Raw genomic sequence first — 25,537 nt, 5'->3', positions numbered from 1 at the left:
CTAACAAAAAAAGAGCCACATTTAGTGACTCTTTAACTTTTTATAAAAATAATTTGTTAAAAAACAAACATTGCGCGTTGGCTCATCATTTCGTTAACTTCTTCGGCAATCTGTTCAATTATTTCTTCATTTGTATGATTCATTATAACACGATCAATTAAATCAACAATAGTTTCCATGTCACTTTCAACCAAACCACGCGTTGTAATAGCTGCAGTTCCCACACGAATTCCCGATGTTACAAACGGAGATTTATCATCAAAAGGAACCATATTTTTATTAACGGTAATTTCGGCTTTAACCAAAGCATTTTCAGCTTCTTTACCCGAAATGTTTTTGTTGCGTAAATCAATCAACATCATGTGGTTATCAGTTCCGCCAGAAATAATGTTATAACCGCGTTTTACAAATGCGCTTGCCATAGCTTGTGCATTTTTCTGAACCTGTAATGCATAATGCATAAATTCGTCTTGTAAAGCTTCACCAAAAGCAACTGCTTTAGCTGCAATAATGTGCATTAACGGACCACCTTGATTTCCTGGAAAAACAGCAGAATCTAACAAAGCAGACATCATACGTGTTTCACCTTTAGGTGTTTTTAATCCGAATGGATTTTCAAAATCTTTACCCATCATAATCATTCCACCACGAGGACCACGCAAAGTTTTGTGCGTTGTTGTAGTAACGATATGACAATGCGGAAGTGGATCAGACAACAATCCTTTTGCAATTAAACCAGCCGGGTGAGAAATATCAGCCATTAACAAAGCACCTACTGAATCTGCAATTTCGCGGAAACGTTTAAAATCCATATCACGAGAGTAAGCCGATGCACCTGCAATAATCAATTGTGGTTTTTCGCGTTTTGCAACTTCCTCAATTTTATCGTAATTAATCAATCCGGTAGCCTCATCAACACCATAAAAAACAGGGTTGTACAATTTACCCGAAAAGTTAACCGGAGAACCATGTGTTAAATGTCCACCGTGCGATAAATCGAAACCTAAAATTTTGTCTCCTGGTTTTAAAACCGCTGCATAAACCGCCGTATTAGCTTGCGAACCCGAGTGTGGCTGTACGTTAACATATTCTGCATTAAACAAATTTTTGGCTCTGTCTATAGCAATTTGTTCAACAATATCAACAACTTCACAGCCGCCGTAATATCTTTTTCCGGGATATCCTTCTGCGTATTTATTGGTTAAAACCGATCCTGCAGCTTCCATTACGGGGTCGCTTACAAAATTTTCCGAAGCAATTAATTCCAAACCATTAACTTGTCTTTCTTGCTCGTCTAATATTAAATCAAAGATTTGTTCGTCGCGTTGCATTTCTATTAATTCTTTAAATTGAACTCAAATTTATAAAAAATCATTGTTATATTCGCATAAGTAATCTAATTAGAACAAAAAATAATTAAAACTATGAATATACCTGCTAACAATCCTAGCTTAAAATCGTGGTTAGAAGTTGCTCCGGCAAGTGATTTCCCTATACAAAATATACCTTTTGGCGTTTTTTCTGTTGAAGAAGACGATTTAGTGATTGGAACCAGAATTGGCGATTTTGCCATTAGTTTAACGGCTTTAAACGATTTAGGCTTTTTTAAGGATATAGATTTTGACGACAATGTATTGTACGATGAAACTTTGAACGCTTTTATTAGTGAAGGAAAAGAAGTTTGGAGAGCAATTCGTAACAGAATTTCTGAAATTTTTGAAGCAAATAATCCAAAGTTACGTGACGATGCAAAATCGCGCGAACTGACTATTTTTAATGTAAACGAAGTAAATGTAGAGTTGCCTGTTTTTATTGGCGATTATACCGATTTTTATTCAAGCCGCGAGCACGCAACCAATGTTGGTATGATGTTCCGCGATCCGGCAAATGCACTATTACCAAACTGGTTACACTTACCTGTAGGTTATCATGGTAGAAGTTCTACTATTGTTCCATCAGGCGTTCCAGTTAATCGTCCGTTAGGACAATCGTTGCCAAAAGGAGAAACACAACCTGTTTTCGGACCATCTAAAAGAGTAGATTTTGAATTGGAAACGGCGTTTATTACAGCTGATGCTAACGTTATGGGAGACAGAGTTTCTGTTGACGATGCAGAAAGCCACATGTTTGGTATGGTTTTATTGAATGATTGGTCTGCACGCGATATTCAGGCTTGGGAATATGTTCCGCTTGGACCATTTTTGGCAAAAAACTTTGGTTCGTCAATTTCGTGCTGGGTAGTTACAATGGATGCTTTAGAACCTTTCCGTTGTGCAAGCCCATCGCAAGAAGACCCAAAACCATTACCGTATTTACAGCAAAAAGGCGATCATTCTTTTGATATTAATTTAGAAGTGATTATTCAGCCAGAAGATAAAGAAGGAAAAACAGTTTGTAAATCGAACTTTAAATATATGTACTGGACCATGGCACAGCAATTGGCACACCATACGGTGAATGGTTGTTTGGTTAGTTCTGGTGATTTAATGGGATCGGGAACTATTTCAGGACCTACAAAAGACAGTTTTGGCTCAATGTTGGAATTATCTTGGGGCGGACAAAATCCAATTGAAATGCCCGATGGATCTACACGTACTTTTATAGAAGATTACGATACTGTAATTATGAAAGGTTACTGTGAAAAAGATGGTGTGCGTATCGGTTTTGGTGATGTTTCATCTCAATTATTACCTGCGGTTCCTTTAGATAATTAAAATATTGATACTTAATATGTTAAAAGTCCATTCGAAAGAATGGACTTTTTTTATTTAAAAATCTAAATAATTTGTTAAATAAAATTTTAATTTTAACATAAATATTCATTTTATTTACAAAAAACACATTTATGAATTTCAAACTATTCTTATTTAGGAACAATTGTTCTTACTTCTGCTATTTATTTCCCTGAATGTAGAATCAATATTAAATAAATAATACAATATACTCTAACCTAAAATCATAATGAAAAAAATAATTACTCTAACAATTGCAATAATAGGTTTGCATTTTACATCACACGCGCAGGCGCAGGCTTATGATGGATACAACGATATAAAAATGTTCCTAGGATATACAAATATTGCTGGTAATTCTGGAATAGAGTATCAAACCGATAAAGGTGTGAATGATTTATATTCATGGGGTGGACAAGCAGTTTATTTGTTTGATACAAAAGTTGATAATGAAGGGTTAGGATATGAAAAAGGCTTTAAATTTTTAGATAGTTTTGATGCAGGGATATTTATACGATTTCACTTTTTAGAGGCGCTGAAATTGCCTGAAAATCTTGACCTGTATTTGGGTGGTGATTTAACAATTAAGTCATTAGGAGCACATACAGGTATAAAATATAATTTAAGCAAGACATTTGGTTTTTACGCAATGTATAAACAAAGTTTTGCACCATTAATCAAAGGAGGTATTACTCTTTCTGAAGATTCTAGCGGTGAGCCAATTCCCAGTTTTTTTGCTAAAAAAGCAGCGTTATCATTCGGTGTAACAATTAACTTTGATTATCAATAATTTATAAGATTAATTATTAAAGACCATTCGTAAGAATGGTCTTTTTTATTATCTTTAACATATAAACATAAGTACTTATGAAAAAATTAATATTTTTATTGTCAATTTTTAGTTTAATAGCATGTGCAGATGATGACTTTTTAAGAAATGATTTTGAAAGACAACGTAATGATCAAACCGCAGAAATACCTCCACTTGGAAAGAAAATCAAAAAAATGGTTGATAGAGTTGGGGAGCATCAATATTATTATAACTCTTCAGGATTCATAGATTCTATATTTAGTAGATATAGAGGACAAAATATTTCTGGTTTTGACCGTTATTCAATACAAAAATTCAGCTATGATAAAACTAATAAACTTATTTCTATAGTCAATTTAAGTGCAGAAGGTAGTATCGAAAATACTGTAAATGAATATGAGAGTGAAGATTATTTTACTTATAATAAATCAAATCAGATTATTGAAGAACATCAATATATAAAAGCTAGTGGCTCATCACAAACTATTAAATACGAATATAATAATGATGGCAGTGTAAAAAGCAATAACAAATATTATTTAAATGGCAATTTAATTGTTGAAAAAAGTTATAGTGAAGTTTATACTTATAGTTATAATGATAAAACAAATCCCGTTTTATAATATATACAAAAGCCTACAGAGCGATAAAAAGTATAGATAAAAACGATAGAATCTTAATAGAAAGAACTGCTGATAATGGAACTTCGTATGCTGAATATTTCATTACATATGATAGCGACAATTATAAAGTTAAAGAACATTTAAAATATCCGGTTGTTGATTTCTATAGTCAATATGAATATTATTAATAATTAATTCTTTGCGATTTTTTTATTTATATTCATACAAAAATCTATAAAACATAACCAAAAAACTAAATACCAAAAAGCGTATATTTGCAGCTTGTAAACAACAAGTATGAAATTCGATTTATTGCACACCGATATAAACTCAAAAGCTAGGGCAGGAGTTATTACAACTGATCACGGCGTTATTGAAACCCCAATATTTATGCCCGTTGGAACGGCAGGAACTGTTAAAGGAGTGCATCAGCGCGAATTAAAAGAAGATATTAATCCCGATATTATTTTAGGAAACACCTACCATTTGTATTTGCGTCCGAAAACCGAAATTTTAGAAAAAGCCGGCGGATTACATAAATTCATGAATTGGGATCGTAATATTTTGACCGATTCTGGTGGTTTTCAGGTTTATTCGTTATCAGGCAGAAGAAAAATTAAAGAAGAAGGTGTTAAGTTTAAATCGCATATCGATGGATCTTACCACTTTTTCTCTCCTGAAAATGTAATGGAAATTCAGCGTACGATTGGTGCCGATATCATTATGGCGTTCGATGAATGTACACCTTATCCTTGCGATTACCGTTATGCACAGCGTTCAATGCACATGACGCATCGCTGGTTAGATCGTTGTATTAATCATTTAGAAAAAGTTCCTACAAAATACGGTTACAATCAAGCATTTTTTCCTATTGTTCAAGGATCAACCTTTAAAGATTTACGTGCGCAATCGGCAGAATATATTGCAAATGCAGGCGCGGTTGGGAATGCCATTGGCGGATTATCGGTTGGTGAACCTGCCGATGAAATGTACGAAATGTGCGAAATCGTTACAAATATCCTTCCTAAAGACAAACCACGTTATTTAATGGGTGTTGGTACGCCGATTAATATATTAGAAAATATTGCGTTGGGTATTGATATGTTCGATTGCGTTATGCCTACACGTAATGCACGTAACGGAATGTTGTTTACCAGCGAAGGTTTCATCAATATAAAAAATAAAAAATGGGCTGATGATTACAGTCCGATCGATCCAATGGGGAACACTTGGGTTGATACCGATTATTCTAAAGCATATTTGCGTCATTTATTTGTGTCTGATGAATATTTGGGGAAACAAATTGCAACTATTCACAACCTTGGTTTTTACATGTGGTTGGTGCGTGAAGCCCGCAGACAGATTATTGCCGGAACGTTTTACGCATGGAAAGAAAAAATGGTAAAACAAATGGCTACCCGTTTATAATTAGGCATAATGAAAATCATTGACTGGTACATATTAAAAAGATATCTGGGAACATTCTTTGTAATGATCTTGCTTTTTATTCCTATTGGAATTGCGGTTGACGTTGCCGACAGAATTAATAAAATTCTTGAAAACAACATTCCGCTGGTTGATGTTTTGGAGTACTACGGCAATTTTACCATCTATTTTGCCAACATGCTTTTCCCGATATTTTTGTTTATTTCCATTATTTGGTTTACGTCAAAATTAGCATCTAATACCGAAATTGTGGCTATTTTAAGTTCCGGAATTTCGTATATGCGCTTTCTGCGTCCGTACATTATTGGTGCAACATTTATATCGATTTTTGCTTTGTTAATGGGCTTTTTTATTGTCCCTAAAGCAAGTTTGGGTTATAACGATTTTAGATACAAATATTTAAAGCGGAAAGAAATTCGCGAAACACAAAACGTATTTAAACAGCTCAATAAAAACGAATTCATCTTTGTAAGTAATTTTAGTTACAGTTCTAAAACAGGATATAATTTTACGTTAGAAAAGTTCAACGGATTGAATTTGGTTTCAAAAATCGAAGCCGGACGAATTGTTTATAACGACAGCACAAAAGATTATACCTTATATAACTATCAAAAAAGAACGGTTGGTAAGCAAGATGATCAGATCGAAAAAGAATCTGAAAAACGCATGAAATTTAGTTTTGAAGTTGATGATTTAACGCCGGCAATTTATGCTGCCGAAACCATGACACTTTCTCAATTGAATCAGTTCATAGAAAAAGAAAAAATGCGCGGATCATCAAACATCAACGCGTACATGGTCGTAAAATACAAAAAATACAGTGTTCCGGTTTCAGCTTTTATTCTAACAATTATTGCAGTGGCAGTTTCGTCAATGAAACGTCGTGGCGGAATGGGGGTGAACCTTGCCATGGGCATTGGTTTGGCGTTTACTTATATATTTTTCGATAAAATTTTCGGTACGTTGGCAGAAGCCTCAAGTATCAATCCCTTATTTGCAGTATGGTTTCCAAACGTAATTTTCGGAATCCTGGCTGTTTATCTCTTAAATAATGCCAAACGTTAATTTAAAAAATCAGTTACATCTTCATTTAATCGTTTTTATTTGGGGATTTACTGCCATTCTGGGTCAACTGATTACCTTACAGGCTTTACCGTTGGTTTTTACCAGAATTGCAATAGGTATCAGCGTAATTTTGTTTTACTTGCTGATAAAGAAGAAGAACCTGGCAATTGCACCAAAAGATATTTTTCGATTTTTTATCTTCGGATTTGTCATAGCCTTGCACTGGCTTACGTTTTTCTATGCCATTAAAATTTCGAACATATCCATAACATTAGCTTGTATTTCAACCGGAGCTTTTTTTACTTCGATATTAGAACCTATTTTCTACAAACGTAAATTTATTTTGTACGAAGTTTTGTTGGGATGTTTGGTTGTTGTGGGATTATTACTGATTTTTCAGTTTGAAACCCAATACAAAATGGGAATTCTGGTAGCATTGACATCAGCATTTTTATCAGCATCGTTTTCAATCATCAACGGAAAATTGGCAAACTCGCATGATAGTGTTGTTATAAGTTTTTACGAATTGGTAGGTGGTTTGTTTATTTTGGCATGTTTCCTATTTTTTCAAGGTGGATTTACCGTTGCAAACTTCAACTTTCAACCAAACGATTATATCTGGTTAGGTATATTGGGATCAATCTGTACGGCTTATCCGTTTATTGCTACTATTGATATCATGAAGTATTTATCGCCTTACACCATTATGCTGACGATAAATTTAGAACCAATTTACGGTATTTTACTGGCGGTTTTTCTATTTAAGGATCAAGAAAAAATGACACCTGCTTTTTACTTTGGCGCATTAATCATTCTGCTTACGGTGCTGTTAAATGCCTATTTTAAAAATCGTAAAAAAGCATCGGTATAATTATAAAAACGCTATATTTGTAGCTGCAAAACACATAAAATATTAAAGGGTTTATGGAGTATTTAGATTTCGAATTACCTATTAAAGAGTTAAATGAACAATTGGATAAATGCCAGATTATTGGTGAAGAATCTGATGTGGATGTTACAGAAACTTGTAAAAATATCGAAAAGAAATTAGAAGAAACCAAAAAAGAAATATACGGTAACTTAAATGCTTGGCAGCGAGTACAATTATCACGTCATCCAAACCGTCCTTATACATTAGACTATATCAAGGCAATTTGCGGCGATTCGTTTTTAGAACTTTTTGGCGACAGAGGTGTTAAAGACGATAAGGCAATGATTGGCGGATTAGGAAAAATTGGCGATCAGTCGTTCATGTTCATTGGTCAGCAAAAAGGAACCAATACAAAAACACGTCAGTACCGTAATTTTGGTATGGCAAACCCAGAAGGTTACCGTAAGGCGTTGCGTTTAATGCGTATGGCAGAAAAATTCAACGTGCCTGTTGTAACTTTTGTTGATACTCCGGGAGCTTATCCAGGGTTGGAAGCCGAAGAGCGTGGACAAGGTGAAGCAATTGCACGAAATATTTTTGAAATGTTCCGTATTAAAGTGCCAATTATTGTAATTATTGTTGGAGAAGGAGCTTCTGGTGGAGCATTAGGAATTGGAGTAGGTGATAAGGTTTTCATGTTAGAAAACACTTGGTATTCGGTAATTTCTCCTGAATCTTGTTCATCGATCTTATTCCGTAGCTGGGAATATAAAGAGATTGCTGCTGATGCTTTAAAACTAACATCGGTTGACATGAAGAAAAACAAACTTATTGACGATATTATTCCTGAACCGTTAGGTGGTGCACACTATGATCGTGAAGCTACTTTTGAAACAGTGAAGAAAACCATTGTTAAAACATACAACGAATTATCTAAAAAGAAAATAGATACCCTAATTAACGAACGTATGGATAAATACGCTAATATGGGTGAATTTTCAGAGTAATTCAAACTATAAAATATTTAAAAAGCTGAACATTTTGTTCAGCTTTTTGTTTTATTTAAATTAATTTATCAACACTAAAATATTTTCAATTTTACCAAATAGTTAATAAGTTTAGTTAGTAAAATACCTTTAAAAAAACTAAATTCGCTTTATGGAACCAGAGAAAGTATTAAATCCTAATTATAAAAACAGTCAGAATATAATTTCCTTAGAAAAAGGAAAAATTCCGCCGCAAGCAGTTGATTTAGAGGAAGCTGTGCTGGGTGCAATGATGATTGATAAAAAGGGAGTTGACGAAGCTATTGATATTTTAAAACCCGATGCATTTTACAAAGACGCGCATAAACATATTTATGATGCTATTGAAATGCTTTTTAAAGCCAGTCAGCCAATTGATATTTTAACGGTTTCTACACAGTTAAGAAAAAATGGTAAATTAGAATTAGTAGGTGGCGATTTCTATCTGATTAATCTTACACAAAAGATTGCCTCATCGGCGCATATCGAGTTCCATTCACGTATTATTTTACAGAAATTCATTCAACGCAGTCTGATTAAAATTTCGTCAGAAATTATTGAAGATGCCTACGATGAATCTTCGGATATTTTTGAACTGTTAGATCAAGCAGAATCAAAATTATACGATGTTACCCAAGGAAACATTAAGAAAAGTACCGAAACTGCTCAATCTTTAGTTGCACAGGCAAAAAAACGTATCGAAGAAATCGGTAAGCGTGAAGGTTTATCGGGCTTGCCAACAGGTTTTCATAAATTAGACGGATTAACATCTGGTTGGCAACCATCGGATTTAATCATCATCGCGGCACGTCCCGGTATGGGTAAAACGGCGTTTGTACTTTCTATGGCTCGAAATATCGCCATTGATGCGAACAGAGGTGTAGCTTTCTTTTCGTTAGAGATGTCTAGTGTGCAGTTAATTACCCGTTTAATTTCGTCGGAAACAGGTTTGTCTTCAGAAAAATTAAGAACCGGTAAGTTAGAACAGCACGAGTGGGAACAGCTGAATGTAAAGGTGAAAGATTTAGAAAAAGCACCTTTGTTTATTGATGATTCCCCTTCGTTATCCATATTCGATTTACGTGCAAAAGCTCGACGTTTAAAATCACAATACGATATTCAGCTTATTGTTATTGATTATTTGCAGTTAATGACAGCCGGTGGAAACGGTAAAGGTGGCGGAAACCGTGAGCAGGAAATTTCTACCATTTCGCGTAACTTAAAAGGTTTGGCAAAAGAGTTAAATATTCCTGTTATTGCACTTTCACAGTTATCGCGTGCGGTTGAAACCCGTGGATCATCAAAACGACCATTGCTTTCAGATTTACGTGAATCGGGAGCAATTGAGCAGGATGCCGATATTGTATCGTTTATTTACCGACCAGAATATTATAAAATTGATGTTTGGGACGATGATGAACAAAGTCCAACCGAAGGTCAGGCTGAATTTATTGTGGCAAAGCACCGTAATGGTGGTTTAGATAATATTCGATTGAAATTCCTTGGTAAATTTGGTAAGTTTGATAATTTAGATGATGCTTTTATGCCTTTTGATGAATTTCCGTCTAGCATGAACGATCGAAATTTAACAAATGATCTACCACCAAGCGATCAGATTTTTGGAAGCAGTTTCAGTGATGACAGCGATGTTCCTTTTTAATATATAAAAAGTCCGAAGAATTCCTTCGGACTTTTTTATGAATCATTTTCTGTGTTATAAATCCTATTATTCTTTGCAACTCTATATTGTATCAATCTTTTTAAATTTCTTGGTCCCAATACTTTAACGCATTCTCCAAATCCTAAAATTTCACGCTCTAGTTCAAAGTTTGGAATAACATCAATACGGACAATCATACCATTTTCATCTTCCTGTAGAATTTGTTGCGAATAATGAAGCGGTTTTGTTTTTACATACGGAGCATTTTTAACATTAAACTTTAAAATAACCTTTTGCGGTCGGTCTTTTACACTTCGTGTTACACCAATACATTCATTGAAATAGGTTTCAAAATCGATGCCTTCGTAAGGTTGAAAAAGATTGGAGTCTAATTCGTAAAAAGCTTCAATTCTGTCTAAAGCAAGGGTTACCAAAAGTTTTCCTTTGTTGTTTCGGGTAATTAAAAACCAGCGGTTTCGATACTCTTTCAACAAATACGGATGATAAATTTCTTTAATTGCCTGTTTAGATTTGAACGATTTATATTCAATCAACAACGGTTTTTTCTGTAAAATTGCCTGGTACAGCCTGCTTAAATGATCAATTCCTTTTAACTGTTTATTGTCTTCAAATTGAATGTAGTTCGGCGTTTTCTTTGCAGATTTATAAATGTTGTTCTCCAATTTGGCAATCAATTCGCTCATTTCATCAAAATACTGAAAACCATTAAACTGTTTTAAAAGCGAAACAATTTCCTTCATTTTATCAACATCTTCTTCTTTAATAGGCGATTTTGTGATGGAATAATCAGGATCATCATAGCTATAAAACTTGCGGTCGGTTACAACAATTGGTGCATTATATCCCAACTTATCACTACGCATAAACTGAATATCAGCCTGAATGGTACGTTTGCTAACTCCGGTTGTAATGCCTTCAAATTCATACAAAGCATCCGAAACTTTTTCAATTAAATCTTCCAACGTCCATTTTCTGTAACGGTTTTGTAAACATTTATCAATGGTTTTATATCGAATTAAAGCAGATTTGTTCGTTGCCATAGTTATTTGGTATTGAAAATCAATCAAAAATACAATTTAATACGCAATGTATTTGCGTAGTTTTAAATAAAATCTTCCGAAATAAAAGATATTAAATTGTAAGTTGTTTAAATATAGTTGTTTATAAAATAATTTTTATATTTTTTTAGTTACGCATTTAAATTGCGTAGTATCAAGGTCATCTTTGTAATGTTAAAAGCTATTAAATTACTTAAAAGAAATATTATGAAGGATATAATAAAAGAAAAACTTAACGTAATAGAAAAGGAAAAAGGAATAAAAATACTTTTTGCCATAGAATCGGGTAGTAGAGGTTGGGGATTTTCATCTATAGATAGTGATTTTGATGTGCGATTTGTTTATGTAAAACCTAAAAAGCATTATTTGTATATTAATGAACAAGCTGATTTTTTCGATTTTCCAATTAATAATGATCTTGATATCAACGGTTGGGATTTAAAGAAATTTCTAAAATTATTGTATGCGTCAAATGCAACACCATTTGAATGGATGCAGTCACCTGTAATTTATCAGAAAGAAGACATTTTCTTTGAAATGATCGAAGAATTGCTTCCAAATTATTTTTGTCAGCAAACTTTAGTTCACCATTATTTAGGTTTAGTTCATAAAAAAATGGATGTGCTTAACGAAGAAAATATACGGTTGAAAGATTTCTTTTATATCTACAGATCGTTATTAGCAGCTCGATTTGCAATGGAAAACAATCAATTTCCGCCAATGGAATTTTCAAAATTAATGATTCTGGTAGATGATAAATCACTTATTGAAGAAACAAATCGATTGCTGGCTGTAAAGAAAGATGCCGGTGAAAAATATACCGAGAAGATAAATTCAGAACTGATTGATTACTTAAAGGTAATTTATAAAGAACTTTCGGATTCTGAAAAAGTTAAACGTAAAGGAACATTTGATATTGAATCATTAAATGAAACTTTTTATAAAATAATAACAGATGCTGACAATAGATTTTTTGAAGAAAAATAACCTGATCCTTTTCGAATGTATTTCGGGAAGTAAAGCTTATGGTTTAAATACAGAAAAATCGGATACTGATATTCGAGGTGTTTTCTATATGCCCAAAAATCATTTTTACGGACTTAATTATGTTCCACAAATCAGTAACGAAACCAACGATATTGTTTACTACGAATTAGGTAGATTCATCGAACTTCTTTCTAAAAACAACCCAAATATTTTAGAAATGTTGGCGACACCTGAACATTGTATATTATACAAAAACGAATTGATGAACGAAATAAAGATAGCCGATTTTCTGTCACTTTTAACTAAAGATACTTTCGTTGGTTACGCTTTATCACAAATAAAAAAAGCAAAAGGATTAAACAAGAAAATGTTTCATCCTATGGATAAAGAACGAAAAACAGTTTTAGATTTCTGTTATGTTGTTGAAAATGGAATTACTCTTGACTTACAAGATTGGTTAGTTGCTAACAACTTAAAGCAGCAAAATTGCGGTCTAAGTAAATTAAACCATTTAAAAGATACTTATAATCTTTTTTATGATTTGAAAGTGGATGTTTATAATGGAATATGTAATAGTGATGAGTCAAACGAAGTTACGTTAAGTAGCATTCCACAAAGCAGTTCTTCCGCAATAATACTGTATTTTAACAAAGATGCTTATTCTACTTACTGTAAGAAATATAGTGAATATTGGGAATGGGTTTCAAAAAGAAATATTGATAGATTTCAATCCAATAAAATGCACGGAAAGGGGTACGATGCTAAAAACATGATGCATACGATCCGTTTACTGCAAATGGCTTTGAAAATTTTTAAGAATAAACAATTAATAATAGAAGTTGACAATAGAACGGAATTGTTAGAAATTAAATCAGGAATATACTCTTATGAAGAAGTTGTTAATATGGCTGATGATTTAATAGTTGAAATAGAAGAATATTATAAAAAATCGACATTAATAACAAGTCCAGATTTAAATAAAATTGAAAATTTATTGGTTAAACTTCGTTTAAAATTATACAATTAATCATGAAAAAAGTAATAGGAAAAGACCTACTGCGTATAGGTTTTGAAGAAAATATCATTTTAGGAAAAACATTAGATTTTTGTGAAAACTACCAAGGATCTTTAAATAAAGGCGAGGTGTTAAACACTTTGAAAAACGTTATTTCACAACCCGAAAAAACATTTGAAACATCGGAGTTTTATCCTTTAGCGCAACAAATCATTACGTTGCAAAATGAAATGGATAGCGATACCATTCCGTTAGAAACAAATCCGAGACAGTATGCTGTTTTTGGGAACGATCATATTGAAGAAGGAGCCAGAAAGCAAATGGATACTGCTATGAAACTGCCTGTTTCGGTTGCAGGTGCTTTAATGCCCGATGCACATCAGGGTTACGGATTACCGATTGGTGGAGTTTTGGCAACTAGAAACGCCATTATTCCCTATGGTGTGGGTGTTGATATTGGTTGTAGAATGGCACTTTCTATTTATGATATGGAAGAATCGTTTTTCGAGGAAAATCAATCGAAGTTTAAACGGGAATTAATTGCGCAATCAAATTTTGGTGCAGGAAACGGTTTTCGAGGTCAGTACAGATTTGATCATGAAGTTTTAGAAAATCAGTTGTTTAATGAAAATCCGCTTTTACAGAATTTAAAAGATAAAGCATGGACGCAATTGGGAAGTTCTGGCGGTGGAAACCATTTTGTGGAGTTTGGTATTATTGAATTTGCAGAACGTGACGAAATGCTGAATATAGAAAAAGGTAAATATGTGGCTTTATTGACGCATTCAGGTTCTCGTGGTTTTGGTGCCACCATTGCCGGACATTATACGCAGTTGGCTAAAAAGGTTTGTAAGTTGCCACAGGAAGCTAAAAATCTGGCTTATTTCGATTTGAATTCAACCGAAGGACAGGAATATTGGTTGACAATGAATTTGGCGGGTGATTATGCATCGGCTTGTCATGAAGTGATCCATCATAAAATGCAGAAAGCGTTAGGTGTAGAAGTTTTAGCAAAGGTTGAAAATCATCATAATTTTGCTTGGAAAGAGCAGTGGAATGGGGAAGAGGTTATTGTTCACCGAAAAGGTGCAACGCCTGCAAGTAAAGATGTTATGGGAATTATTCCGGGATCTATGACAGCACCTGGGTTTTTAGTACGTGGAAAAGGCGAACCCGAAGCTATTCAATCTGCATCGCACGGTGCCGGACGACAAATGAGTAGAACACAGGCAAAGAAAGAAATTTCAAAAATCGATTTTAAAGCTATTTTAAAAGATCATAATGTAACCTTGATTGGTGCCGGTTTAGATGAAGCACCTATGGCTTATAAAGATATTCATCAGGTTATGGAAGCTCAAAAGAGCCTGATTGATGTTGTTGCTACGTTTACCCCTAAAATGGTTCGTATGGCTGATGACGGAAGTAGAGAGGATTAATATTAAGTTTGTTAGAAAGCGTTGTGAACTTTAGCTTTACAACGCTTTTTTTACGCCAAAGTCAATTCCTACTTTTTCAAATAAATCTTCAAGAAGTGAGATTTTCTCTGTACAATCATCATTAAAACTAAACGATGTAACGCTTGGAGAAATTATATTGCAACTAAAGCAGATTATAAAGTACTCAAATAGTTTATCATTTTCATTAAAAAATAAAATGGCATTTCTTGGAGCGTAACATCCGCTTCCTCTCATACCATTTGTTTCAATGTTTTTTCCTATGTTGTAAATGATATCGGTTAGTTCATTTTTTTGATCTTCATTTAGTTCAATTTTCTCTTCAAAACAATCGGGATCATATCTTGAATAATCGTACTTAAGATATTTGAAATATTTAGACATAATTTCTCCATGAATGAATTCTTCTGTTTTAATATTTGATTTCTTCTTTTGAAAACTTTCTAATTTTTCAATACTTTCTTTATACGAAACAAATAAAATTTTCTTTGATTGATTAAATGGATAATTCTGATTGCGTCGCTCAATTGAAAATTCGTTAACTCTACTACAAGGAGCATCATATGTTTGAGAAAAACCTGAATTTATTTTTAAGAAAAAGAATATTATTATTGGAGCTAATTTCATTTATTGTTTTAATTGGAAAATGATATTTAATTTGAGCTTTTTTTAATCCCGTACTCAATACCTGCTTTAGCAAATTGTTCTTTTAGCAAGTATAATTTTTCCCCACATCTATTATACAAATCAATTTCTTTAGTACTTTTTCTAAATCCATTACATTGAAAACAAATTTCTAAAAAGCCAAATAGTTCATCATTTTCATTAAAAAATAAAATAGCATTTCGTGGCGTATAGCATTTAGCTCCTTCAACAGTTAAATTCTTTTTTTTAGTTCCAAAGTTAAAAATCAAATCAGTTAATTCATTTCTTTGCTCATCATTTAAATCAACTTTTTCTTCAAAATCATTAGGATTGTATCTTGTTAAATCTACCTTAAGAGAGTCAAAATATTCCTGCATAATTTCTCCTTCGACGTAACTACTTATTTCACCCTTTTCATAGACTCTATCTTTATTCTTTAAAAGTTTCCTGTGATTTTCTTTAAAGGATGCAAATACAACTCTTTTAGCTTTATTAAATGGATAATCTTGATTTCGTTCTTCAACAGAAAAATTCTTGATTCTTACACATTGTGGTTCTTCATCTTGTGCAAAAGTAGAAAAAGATGCTATCAATAAACAAAGAGTAACTAAAATTCGGAAAATCATAAGTATAATTTTAAAAAAGTAAACATACAAAAAAACCTCAAAAGATTAATTCCTTTGAGGTTTATTATATAATATAACTAACTTATTACAAGTGAATCACTTCATCGTAAGCAGCGGCAACAGCTTCCATAACCGCTTCACTCATAGTAGGGTGAGGGTGCACTGCTTTTAAAATTTCGTGACCTGTAGTTTCTAATTTACGGGCAACAACAGCTTCTGCAATCATATCGGTAACGCCGGCACCAATCATGTGGCAACCCAACCATTCACCGTATTTAGCATCGAAAATTACTTTTACGAAACCGTCTGGAGTTCCGGCAGCTTTTGCTTTTCCTGATGCAGAGAACGGAAATTTACCAACTTTAATTTCGTAACCCGCTTCTTTTGCTTTTTTCTCTGTCATACCAACAGATGCAATTTCTGGGGTTGCATAAGTACAACCAGGAATGTTTCCGTAATCTAACGGATCAACATGTAAACCTGCGATTTTCTCTACACATAAAATACCTTCAGCCGAAGCAACGTGTGCCAAAGCCTGACCTGGAACTACATCGCCAATTGCATAATAACCCGGAATATTTGTCTGGTAGAAATCGTTTACCAAGATCTTATCACGGTCTGTAGCAATTCCTGTTTCTTCTAATCCGATATTTTCTATGTTTGATTTGATACCAACTGCAGAAAGTAAAATATCAGCTTCTAAAATTTCTTCTCCTTTAGCTGTTTTCACAGTAGCTTTAACACCTTCGCCCGATGTATCAACTTTTTCAACAGATGAATTCGTCATAATGGTAATTCCTGATTTTTTCAAAGAACGCTCCATTTGTTTAGATACATCTTCGTCTTCAACCGGAACAATATTCGGCATAAATTCAACAATAGTAACTTCTGTTCCCATTGAATTATAGAAATGCGCAAACTCAACACCAATTGCTCCCGAACCTACAACGATCATTTTCTTTGGTTGTGTTTCCAACGTCATTGCCTGGCGGTAACCAATTACTTTTTTACCATCTTGCGGTAAGTTTGGCAATTCACGAGAACGTGCACCTGTTGCAATAATAATATGATCTGCAGAAATTTCGGTTACTTTACCGTCTTTATCTGTAACATCAACTTTTTTGCCTGGTTTTACTTTTCCGAAACCATCGATAACTTCGATTTTATTTTTCTTCATTAAGAACTGAACACCTTTGCTCATTCCGTCTGCAACACCGCGTGAACGTGCAATTACAGCATCAAAATCTTTATCAACTTCGCCATTGATCGTTAAACCATAATCAGCAGCGTGTTTTAAATAATCAAAAACCTGCGCAGATTTCAATAAAGCTTTTGTAGGAATACATCCCCAGTTTAAGCAGATTCCGCCTAAATTTTCTTTCTCTACAACTGCAACTTTAAAACCTAATTGCGATGCTCTGATGGCTGTTACGTATCCGCCCGGACCGCTACCTAAGATGATAATATCGTATTTCATTTTTTATTTGTTTTAAACTTAAAGCATTAAGCTTAAGCGTTGATTGTTTTATTTTTTAAGTGCACGATATGCGTTGCGAATTTAAGAATTTTTTTAAAAACTATTTAAGTCAAAAGTCGAAAAGTCGTAAGGTCAAAAGATCAGAACATTTAATTGTTTAACTGTACAACCTAAAACTTACAACTAATAACCTAATACATTTAAAATTATCAATTGGCTGATACACTTGCGTACTGTGATTCGTACAGATTTTTGTATGCTCCGTTTTCTTTGGTTAACAATTGCGCGTGTGTACCGGTTTCAACAATTCTGCCCTGATCCATAACCACAATTAAATCGGCATTTACAATGGTTGCCAAACGGTGTGCAATAATGATTGACGTACGATCTTTTGTAATGATTTCGACAGCCTTTTGCAATAATTCTTCTGAATACGTATCGATAGAAGAAGTAGCTTCATCTAAAATTAAAATACTCGGATTGCTCATGTACGCACGCAAAAAGGCAATCAATTGGCGCTGACCCGATGAAAGCATTACTCCGCGTTCTTTTACGTTGTAATCGTATCCGCCTGGAAGTTTCTCTATAAAATCGTTAATACCAATTTCTTTTGCTGCAGCGATTACCTGTTCTTTAGTGATTTTGGAATTATCTAAAATAATGTTGTTTAAAATAGAATCTGAAAACAAGAAAACATCTTGTAAAACAACTGCAATTTGATCGCGTAAACTGTTTAAAGTGAAATCGTTGATGTTCATTCCGTCAATCAAAATTTCGCCTGATTCAATATCGTAAAACCGACTTAAAAGATTGGCAATGGTTGATTTTCCTGCACCCGAAGCTCCAACAAACGCAACTGTTTGTCCTGCTTTAATATTCAGATTAATACTGTTTATAACTTTTTTTCCATTGCTGTAACTAAAATCGACATTCTTAAGATCAATCGCACCTTTAAAAGCAGGAGCTGTAACTTTTCCTTCCTCCTGAATTAAATCATCACGATTTAAAATTTCAAAAACTCGGTCTGCAGCCACAATTCCCATTTGCATTACATTAAATTTATCGGCAATTTGTCGCAACGGGTTAAACAACATCGAAATCATCATGGTATATCCAAACAAATCTCCTGTTGTAGTTAAATTATCGCCTTGAACAATGGTAAATCCACCATAAATAATTACGCAACCCAATGTTACCGCCGAAACAATATCGGCAATAGGGAAGAAGATGGAGTTGTACAGAATGTTTTTCTGCCACGCATCGTTATGTTTCTGGTTGATTTTTTTAAAGTTTTCGTATTCGATCTGCTCACGATTAAATAATTGTACGATTTTCATTCCTGTTAATCGTTCTTGTATAAAAGTGTTTAAATTGGCAACCTGCAAGCGAACTTCCTCAAAAGCTACTTTCATGTGTTTCTGAAAAATTCGAGTGGCATATAGTAGAACCGGCATGGCAACAATTACAATAATGGTCAGTTTCCAGTTCATCCACGTCATAATTCCCAATACAACCACCATTTTTAAAACATCGCCCACAATCATAAATAATCCTTGACTAAAAATACTTGCAATATTCTCGATATCAGATACATTTCGGGTAATTAATTTACCAACAGGCTCGTTATCAAAATAACTCAATCTAAATTTAAGCATCTTATCAAACAAATTGGTACGTATGTCTTTAATAATGTTTTGTCCCAACCAGCTTGCAATGTAGGTAAAGAAAAACTGCGACGAAACTTCTAAAATAAGTACCAAAGCCATTAAACCCACGTATATAGCTAATCCGTTTAAATCGGCTTTTGCAATATAAACATCAACTACATTTTTAACCATGTAAGGGCGAATTGCTCCAAAAACAGCAAGCGTAATCACGGTAAGCACCACCCAAAACATTTTGTCTTTGTAGGGTTGCGCGTAATGCATTACTTTTTTTAATGTAGAAGTTTTATTTTGTTTCATTTATGTATGGATATACTACTTGTGTTAAATATAAACCGTGTGCCGGAACAGAAAAACCTGCCTTACCGCGATTTTTGCTTTTTATGATTTCATGAACATCGCTTATCGAAATTTTTCCCATCCCAACATTCAGCATGGTACCGACAATTGCCCGAACCATATTGCGTAAAAAACGATTTGCCGAAATATGAAAAATCAATTGCGAACCGTTCTTTTCCCAATAAGCTGTAGTTATGCTGCAGTTAAAGGTGAAAACATCGGTATGTGTTTTACTGAAACATTCAAAATCCTCGTATTGCAACAAAATTTTGGCAGCTTCGTTCATTTTATCAATGTCTAAATTTCTAAACTGATAATAACTTAAATTCTTTAAAAAGCTGTTTTTAAACGTGTTGATATGATATTCGTATGATCTTGAAACAGCATCAAAACGCGCATGTGCATCATTAGCAACTTCAAAAAAATTAAAAACAGTAATATCTTCAGGTAAAAACGAATTTAATTTTTGAACCATCAACTGCTTATCAAACACCATATCGGTATCAAAATGCGCATACATTAATTTGGCATGTACACCGGCATCGGTTCTGCCTGCAGCAACCAGTTCAAAATCATCTCTAAACAATACATTTACAGCTTTTGTTAAAACTTCCTGTACGCTAATTGCCTTGGGTTGCAGCTGCCAACCGTGATAATTTGTACCGTTATATGCAAACTGAATAAAGTACCTCAATTATTAAAAATTTAAACGTACAAATATACTTTAATTTAGCGGAATGCTTGTATTAAACCCATGTAAACTTTTTAAAACCACATAGGTTCATATTATCAATATTTTATAAAGATTTCATAGATTAATACACCGCATAGTTGAGCTATGTTTTATAGTAGATAAAATCTATTTAAAACTCAAATTAATATAGTTTGAACATCTATGTATCTATATTGTTTATTTGGATTATTATCTATTTAAGTTTAGATTATTTAATTAACAAAAAACTAATATTTTTGTAGAAACAATATTTCATGAAAAAATTTCTATCCCTTATTTTTATACTGATTAGCTTTATTGCAAGCGCTCAGAATTTCAATGATTACTTTACCGATAAAACCTTACGTTTGGATTATATTTTTGCTGGAAACGCCAACCAGCAGAATATTTATTTAAGTGAAATGATTCAGTTAAGTAAATGGCACGGACGTGTTGATAATCTTTCGGTTACGTCCATTCAAGGTAACGGACAAATTAAAGTTTACAGTACTGCAAATGATAAACTTATTTACGTTTTACCGTTTGGAAGTCTGTTTCAGGAATGGTTAACGTTAGAAGATGCTAAAAAGCAGTTTAAGAGTTTTGAGAATTCTTTTTTGATTCCTTTTCCGAAAGAACCGGTTCGAGTTGATGTTTCATTTTTTACGTCTGATAGACAAGAAAGAATATTATCGCAGCAGTTTATCGATCCAAAAGATATTTTAATTCGAAAATCTACAGATGTTCAAAATCCGTATGAAGTTGTTCATCATTCTAAAGTTAAAAATCCTATTAAAATTGCATTGGTTGCCGAAGGATATGCTGAAAATGAATTGGATCTTTTTATGGAATATGCGCATAAAACCGTTGAAAATCTGTTTAAGCATAAGGTTTTTAAAAAATATCAGGATTATTTTGAAATAGTTGCAGTTAAAACGGTTTCAAAACAATCGGGGATAAGCATACCATCGAAAGATATGTGGTTGAATACGGCAGTTAAATCAAACTTCGATACTTTTTATTCTAATCGATACTTAACCACATTGCATACCAAATTGCTTCATAATCACTTAGAAAACATTCCGTATCAGCACATTATTATTTTGGCAAATACCGATTTTTACGGTGGTGGCGGTATTTTAAATTCGTACAGTTTAACCACGACAAAAAACAAAGAATTTGCGCCGGTTGTTGTTCACGAATTCGGACATAGTTTTGCAGGTTTGGCAGACGAGTATTTTTATGCGGAAGATGTTTTTGAAAATAAAGCCACGTTAAGTATCGAACCTTGGGAGAAAAATATTACTTCGCTGGTTGATTTTTCATCTAAATGGAAGAATTTGTTAAAAACTGAAACGCCTGTTCCAACAGATGTATCCACGCAGAAAGAAATCGAAATCGGAGCTTTTGAAGGATTGAAAGGGAACGGACTGTATATTCCAACATTAACCTGCAGAATGAAAATCAACAATACCGAAGATTTTTGTCCGGTTTGTAGCAATGCAATCGAAGAAATGATTTTATTTTATACAACCAAGCAAAAAAAGTAATGAAGAAAATTTTGTTATTGTCTGACACTCATAGTTACATCGACGATCGAATTTTGCATTATGCAGAACAGGCAGATGAAGTTTGGCATGCAGGCGATATTGGCGATTTAAAAGTTACCGATGCCCTTAAAAAAATAAAACCGTTAAAAGCTGTTTACGGGAATATTGATGATGCGGAAGCACGAAAAGAATTTCCGTTGGATGCTGTTTTTATGTGCGAAAATAAAAAGGTTTGGATTACGCATATTGGTGGTTATCCTGGGAAATATCCTGCAAGAATTAAAGAAGGATTTGCGTTATATAAACCCGATATTTTCATTTGCGGACATTCACATATATTAAAAGTTCAGTTCGATAAACAGTTTAATTGTTTGGATTTAAATCCTGGTGCAGCAGGTATTTACGGATTTCATCAGATGCGAACAATGCTTCGATTTGAAATTGATAAAGATAAGATTGAAAATTTAGAAGTTATAGAATTAGGTAAAAGATAAAATATGCAAGTATACAACGCAAAAGATTGGTTGGGTTTTATTTTTAAGGTACACAAATCGGATACCATTCGGCAGCTGTGGCCATCCATTATCCTCATGGGGATATTATCATGGCTGGTTGCATATCTGGAACTTGATTATTTTGATCTTAAACAAAATTCTACCTTAAAAAACACATCGATATTGCATACCGTGATTGGTTTTGTATTATCGTTACTATTGGTTTTTCGAACAAATACAGCTTACGATCGTTGGTGGGAAGGTCGTAAAATGTGGGGAAAACTCGTAAACGATTCTCGTAATCTTGCTATTAAATTGAACGCTCTGCTGCCAGAAGATGATAAAGTTTCACGCATTTATTTTACCAACAAAATAAAGTTGTTTGCAAAGGTATTGCACACGCACCTTACAAGTGAATCAACAAAATATATGCTTGATGAAGAAGAACATCCGGAATACGAAGAGTCTTTAAAAGCACAGCATCCGCCAACAAAAGTAGTCAGCAGAATGTACATTGCTTTGCAGAAATTGGAAGAAGAAAAAGTAATCACTCCGCACGATAAAATAATTATAGATCAGAATTTAAACGGTTTGTTAGATGTTGCCGGTGCGTGCGAACGTATTAAAAATACACCAATTCCCATTGCTTATGCTGTTTTTATAAAAAAATTTATCTTTGTTTATGTGCTTACTTTGCCAATGGGGTACGTTTTTACCACAGGTTATTTTATTGTTCCGCTGGTAATGATTGTTTTCTATGTTTTGTTGAGTATTGAGTTAATTGCTGAAGAAATTGAAGATCCGTTTAATGGAGGAACCGATGATTTACCAACCGCAAAAATTGCCGAAAACATAGGAAAATATGTTTCAAACGTTTTACAGGGGAATAATTAATAGTATCTTTAAATTAAAAAAATGCAACAGGTTTTAGATTTTATAAAGAAGTTAGAAAAAAATAACAACCGCGAATGGTTTGTTGAAAATAAGAAGAGTTTTGAAGAAGCTAAAGAAGTCGCAGCAGGTTTGTTTAATGCGGTTTATAACGAATTAAAACCAGCAGATCATTTAGAACCTTTAAAGATATATAGAATTTATCGTGATGTTCGATTTTCTGCCGATAAAACTCCTTACAAAAATCATTTTTCTATGTACATAGGCAGATTACAGCCCGATTATCGTGGTGGATATTACCTTCATATTGAACCAGGGAAATCTTTTATTGGTATTGGTTTTTTCGATCCGAACAAAGAAGATTTATTGCGAATTCGAAAAGAAATAGAATTAGATGATGAATTAGAGATCATATTGAATTCTAAAGATATTAAAGCTACATTTGGAAACTTGGAAGGCGATGAAGTTAAAACGGCTCCAAAAGGTTTCGATAAAACCCACGGGCGAATTGCTTTACTAAAGAAAAAACAGTTCTTACTGATTCATAAATTCACAGACAAAGAAGTTTTAAGTCCTGATTTTTATAAAGAAGCCGCAAACGTTTTCAAAAAATCAAGACCATTTGTAGATTACATGACCGATGTTTTACTGACCAATTTAAATGGAGAGAAAAAATAAAGCTGCTAAATTTAGCAGCTTTTGTTTTTTTTATATTAAAATTTTCTCTTCGCAGTAATTTCTGCTATTTTAACAATAACTTCAGTGGCTTTTAAGATGCTTTCAACTGGAACGTATTCATATTTTCCATGAAAATTATGTCCGCCAGCAAAAATATTCGGACAAGGTAATCCCATGTACGAAAGTTGAGAACCGTCGGTTCCGCCACGAATAGGTTTGATAATTGGTTTTATATTTAATTCTTTCATTGCTTCTTCTGCAATATCAACAACATACATTACAGGTTCTACTTTTTCCTTCATGTTATAATATTGATCTTTTATTTCGCAATCAACAATTTTATCGCCAAATTTTTCAGCATATTTTTTGTTGAATTTATTCACCATTTCACGGATCAGTTTTTTACGTTTTTTGAATTTCTTCATACTGTGATCGCGAATAATCATGTGAACTTCAGTTTCTTCTATAGAACCGTGAATATCGTTCACATGGAAAAATCCTTCATAACCAGTAGTTTTTTCAGGAACTTCTTTCAATGGAAGTTTTGATATAAATTTGTTTGCCAAAAGCATAGAATTGATCATTTTACCTTTTGCATAACCAGGGTGAACGCTTTTTCCTTTGAAAATTAATTTAACTCCGGCAGCATTGAAATTTTCATATTCTAATTCTCCGATCTGACTTCCGTCCATTGTATAAGCCCACTCTGCTCCGAATTTTTCAACATCGAATTTATGTGCACCACGACCAATTTCTTCATCAGGAGTAAAGCCAATTCTTATTTTTCCATGTTTGATTTCTGGGTGCTGAACTAAATATTCCATTGCTGAAACAATTTCACAGATTCCTGCTTTATCATCAGCTCCCAACAAAGTTGTTCCGTCTGTGGTAATGATCGTTTGACCTTTATATTGCAATAAATCGTCAAAATAATTAGGCGATAATACAATATTTTGCTCTTTATTTAAAAGGATATCACCTCCATCATAATTTTCAACAATCTGTGGCTTTACGTTCGCACCTGTAAAATCTGGCGACGTATCAAAATGCGAAACAAATCCAATTGTAGGAACTTCGTGCGAAACATTGCTTGGTAAAGTAGCCATTATGTAAGCGTTTTCGTCAATCGTTACTTCTTCTAAACCAATTTGTTTTAATTCTTCGACTAATTTATTTGCTAAATCCCACTGTTTTTTAGTTGATGGAGTAGTTTCTGAATTTGGATCCGATTCTGTATCAACTGTTACGTAACTTATAAATCGATCAATAATATGTTGTTTGTTTTCCATTTTAAATTAAAGCTTAATATCTTACAAATTTATTAAAAACAGATTACTTTATAAAGGGTTAGGTGTTTTTATTTGGATAAGAAATAAATATAAAAAAAGCTACCTAAATAGGTAGCTTTTTTTGTGGGGAGAGCAGGATTCGAACCTGCGAAGGTTTCCCAACGGATTTACAGTCCGTCCTCGTTGGCCGCTTGAGTATCTCCCCTGGCCATTTTTGCGGAGAAAGAGGGATTCGAACCCCCGGACCTGTTACAGTCAACAGTTTTCAAGACTGCCGCATTCGACCACTCTGCCATTTCTCCTTGGTCTTACAATTAATGTTCTTTCGTTCCTTAATTGTGATGCAAATATAGAGCGAATTTCCTATTTTGCAAGGGCTTTTGTAACTTTTTTTTTATTTTTTT

The 25,537-nt window shown here is 33.5% G+C and carries 23 protein-coding genes and 2 tRNA genes; 15 read left to right on the top strand and 10 right to left on the bottom strand.

Annotated features, from left to right (window positions below; genetic code table 11):
- Window positions 1–56: 56 nt before the first annotated feature.
- Window positions 57–1,331, bottom strand: a complete 1,275-nt coding sequence (gene glyA / locus F0460_RS07965) for a serine hydroxymethyltransferase (RefSeq protein WP_150012014.1) — start codon at window positions 1,329–1,331, stop codon at window positions 57–59.
- A 93-nt stretch (window positions 1,332–1,424) separates the two neighbouring features.
- Here glyA and fahA point away from each other — a divergent pair, with 93 nt between their 5' ends.
- The 8 genes from fahA to dnaB all read left to right on the top strand — a co-directional run bounded on the left by fahA (window position 1,425) and on the right by dnaB (window position 10,233).
- Window positions 1,425–2,714, top strand: coding sequence for a fumarylacetoacetase (fahA, locus tag F0460_RS07960; RefSeq protein ID WP_150012012.1), 1,290 nt, complete (start codon window positions 1,425–1,427; stop codon window positions 2,712–2,714).
- 247 nt (window positions 2,715–2,961) lie between these two features.
- The gene (locus F0460_RS07955) at window positions 2,962–3,522 is read left to right on the top strand and encodes a DUF6646 family protein (RefSeq protein WP_150012010.1); all 561 of its coding nucleotides are present in this window, start codon (window positions 2,962–2,964) and stop codon (window positions 3,520–3,522) included.
- A gap of 77 nt (window positions 3,523–3,599) precedes the next feature.
- Window positions 3,600–4,166 carry a hypothetical protein gene (locus F0460_RS07950; protein ID WP_150012008.1) on the top strand — a complete coding sequence of 189 codons (567 nt, stop codon included), beginning with the start codon at window positions 3,600–3,602 and terminating at the stop codon, window positions 4,164–4,166.
- A gap of 297 nt (window positions 4,167–4,463) precedes the next feature.
- Window positions 4,464–5,594: a tRNA guanosine(34) transglycosylase Tgt gene (gene tgt, locus F0460_RS07945; RefSeq protein ID WP_150012006.1), complete on the top strand. Its 1,131-nt coding sequence runs from the start codon at window positions 4,464–4,466 to the stop codon at window positions 5,592–5,594.
- 9 nt (window positions 5,595–5,603) lie between these two features.
- Complete coding sequence (locus tag F0460_RS07940; RefSeq protein WP_150012004.1) at window positions 5,604–6,677, top strand: LptF/LptG family permease; 1,074 nt, start codon at window positions 5,604–5,606, stop codon at window positions 6,675–6,677.
- Entirely contained in the window at window positions 6,664–7,548 is an 885-nt protein-coding gene (locus F0460_RS07935) for a DMT family transporter (protein ID WP_150012002.1), read from the top strand. The genes F0460_RS07940 and F0460_RS07935 overlap by 14 nt, the downstream gene beginning before the upstream one ends.
- A gap of 53 nt (window positions 7,549–7,601) precedes the next feature.
- A complete protein-coding gene (locus F0460_RS07930) occupies window positions 7,602–8,555 on the top strand; it encodes an acetyl-CoA carboxylase carboxyltransferase subunit alpha (protein ID WP_150012000.1) in 954 nt (317 codons plus the stop codon).
- A 151-nt stretch (window positions 8,556–8,706) separates the two neighbouring features.
- Window positions 8,707–10,233 (top strand): replicative DNA helicase, encoded by a 1,527-nt coding sequence (gene dnaB / locus F0460_RS07925; RefSeq protein WP_150011998.1) that lies wholly within the window; start codon window positions 8,707–8,709, stop codon window positions 10,231–10,233.
- A gap of 35 nt (window positions 10,234–10,268) precedes the next feature.
- Here dnaB and F0460_RS07920 read toward each other — a convergent pair whose 3' ends face one another.
- On the bottom strand, window positions 10,269–11,294 hold the full coding sequence (locus F0460_RS07920) for a helix-turn-helix transcriptional regulator (RefSeq protein ID WP_150011996.1): 1,026 nt from the start codon (window positions 11,292–11,294) through the stop codon (window positions 10,269–10,271).
- 225 nt (window positions 11,295–11,519) lie between these two features.
- Here F0460_RS07920 and F0460_RS07915 point away from each other — a divergent pair, with 225 nt between their 5' ends.
- From F0460_RS07915 to F0460_RS07905, 3 genes are read left to right on the top strand one after another with little or no spacing between them, the layout of a single operon-like run.
- Complete coding sequence (locus F0460_RS07915; protein WP_190304122.1) at window positions 11,520–12,299, top strand: nucleotidyltransferase domain-containing protein; 780 nt, start codon at window positions 11,520–11,522, stop codon at window positions 12,297–12,299.
- A complete protein-coding gene (locus tag F0460_RS07910; RefSeq protein WP_150012332.1) occupies window positions 12,271–13,326 on the top strand; it encodes a DNA polymerase beta superfamily protein in 1,056 nt (351 codons plus the stop codon). Before F0460_RS07915 ends, F0460_RS07910 begins: the two co-directional genes overlap by 29 nt.
- Window positions 13,327–13,328: 2 nt before the next feature.
- Complete coding sequence (locus tag F0460_RS07905; RefSeq protein WP_150011992.1) at window positions 13,329–14,750, top strand: RtcB family protein; 1,422 nt, start codon at window positions 13,329–13,331, stop codon at window positions 14,748–14,750.
- 36 nt (window positions 14,751–14,786) lie between these two features.
- Here the strand turns inward: F0460_RS07905 and F0460_RS07900 are convergent, their stop codons facing one another.
- From F0460_RS07900 to truA, 5 genes are all read right to left on the bottom strand, one after another.
- The gene (locus tag F0460_RS07900; RefSeq protein ID WP_150011990.1) at window positions 14,787–15,395 is read right to left on the bottom strand and encodes a hypothetical protein; all 609 of its coding nucleotides are present in this window, start codon (window positions 15,393–15,395) and stop codon (window positions 14,787–14,789) included.
- A 26-nt stretch (window positions 15,396–15,421) separates the two neighbouring features.
- Window positions 15,422–16,039: a hypothetical protein gene (locus tag F0460_RS07895; RefSeq protein WP_150011988.1), complete on the bottom strand. Its 618-nt coding sequence runs from the start codon at window positions 16,037–16,039 to the stop codon at window positions 15,422–15,424.
- A gap of 85 nt (window positions 16,040–16,124) precedes the next feature.
- On the bottom strand, window positions 16,125–17,516 hold the full coding sequence (lpdA, locus tag F0460_RS07890) for a dihydrolipoyl dehydrogenase (protein ID WP_150011986.1): 1,392 nt from the start codon (window positions 17,514–17,516) through the stop codon (window positions 16,125–16,127).
- A 209-nt stretch (window positions 17,517–17,725) separates the two neighbouring features.
- Entirely contained in the window at window positions 17,726–19,480 is a 1,755-nt protein-coding gene (locus F0460_RS07885; RefSeq protein ID WP_150011984.1) for an ABC transporter ATP-binding protein, read from the bottom strand.
- On the bottom strand, window positions 19,467–20,213 hold the full coding sequence (gene truA / locus F0460_RS07880; RefSeq protein ID WP_150011982.1) for a tRNA pseudouridine(38-40) synthase TruA: 747 nt from the start codon (window positions 20,211–20,213) through the stop codon (window positions 19,467–19,469). The genes F0460_RS07885 and truA overlap by 14 nt, the downstream gene beginning before the upstream one ends.
- Before the next feature lie 293 nt (window positions 20,214–20,506).
- Here truA and F0460_RS07875 point away from each other — a divergent pair, with 293 nt between their 5' ends.
- Genes F0460_RS07875 through F0460_RS07860 form a run of 4 tightly spaced genes read left to right on the top strand, consistent with a single transcriptional unit; the run spans window position 20,507 to window position 23,844 of the window.
- Window positions 20,507–21,781, top strand: coding sequence for a M64 family metallopeptidase (locus tag F0460_RS07875; RefSeq protein WP_150011980.1), 1,275 nt, complete (start codon window positions 20,507–20,509; stop codon window positions 21,779–21,781).
- Window positions 21,781–22,275 carry a metallophosphoesterase family protein gene (locus F0460_RS07870; RefSeq protein WP_150011978.1) on the top strand — a complete coding sequence of 165 codons (495 nt, stop codon included), beginning with the start codon at window positions 21,781–21,783 and terminating at the stop codon, window positions 22,273–22,275. Before F0460_RS07875 ends, F0460_RS07870 begins: the two co-directional genes overlap by 1 nt.
- Before the next feature lie 3 nt (window positions 22,276–22,278).
- A complete protein-coding gene (locus F0460_RS07865; RefSeq protein ID WP_150011976.1) occupies window positions 22,279–23,169 on the top strand; it encodes a bestrophin family protein in 891 nt (296 codons plus the stop codon).
- 21 nt (window positions 23,170–23,190) lie between these two features.
- Entirely contained in the window at window positions 23,191–23,844 is a 654-nt protein-coding gene (locus F0460_RS07860; RefSeq protein WP_150011974.1) for a DUF2461 domain-containing protein, read from the top strand.
- Window positions 23,845–23,879: 35 nt separating this feature from the next.
- On the opposite strand, the gene pepT is transcribed toward F0460_RS07860, so the two are convergent.
- From pepT to F0460_RS07845, 3 genes are all read right to left on the bottom strand, one after another.
- Window positions 23,880–25,133 (bottom strand): peptidase T, encoded by a 1,254-nt coding sequence (gene pepT, locus F0460_RS07855; protein ID WP_150011972.1) that lies wholly within the window; start codon window positions 25,131–25,133, stop codon window positions 23,880–23,882.
- 124 nt (window positions 25,134–25,257) lie between these two features.
- A tRNA-Tyr gene (locus F0460_RS07850) sits at window positions 25,258–25,338 on the bottom strand.
- A gap of 12 nt (window positions 25,339–25,350) precedes the next feature.
- Window positions 25,351–25,435 (bottom strand) — tRNA-Ser (locus F0460_RS07845).
- Between the last annotated feature and the right edge of the window lie 102 nt (window positions 25,436–25,537).

The sequence above is a fragment of the Paenimyroides baculatum genome (assembly GCF_008629655.1).
Taxonomy (GTDB): domain Bacteria; phylum Bacteroidota; class Bacteroidia; order Flavobacteriales; family Flavobacteriaceae; genus Flavobacterium; species Flavobacterium baculatum.
This window is presented reverse-complemented; position numbering and strand designations above follow the sequence as displayed.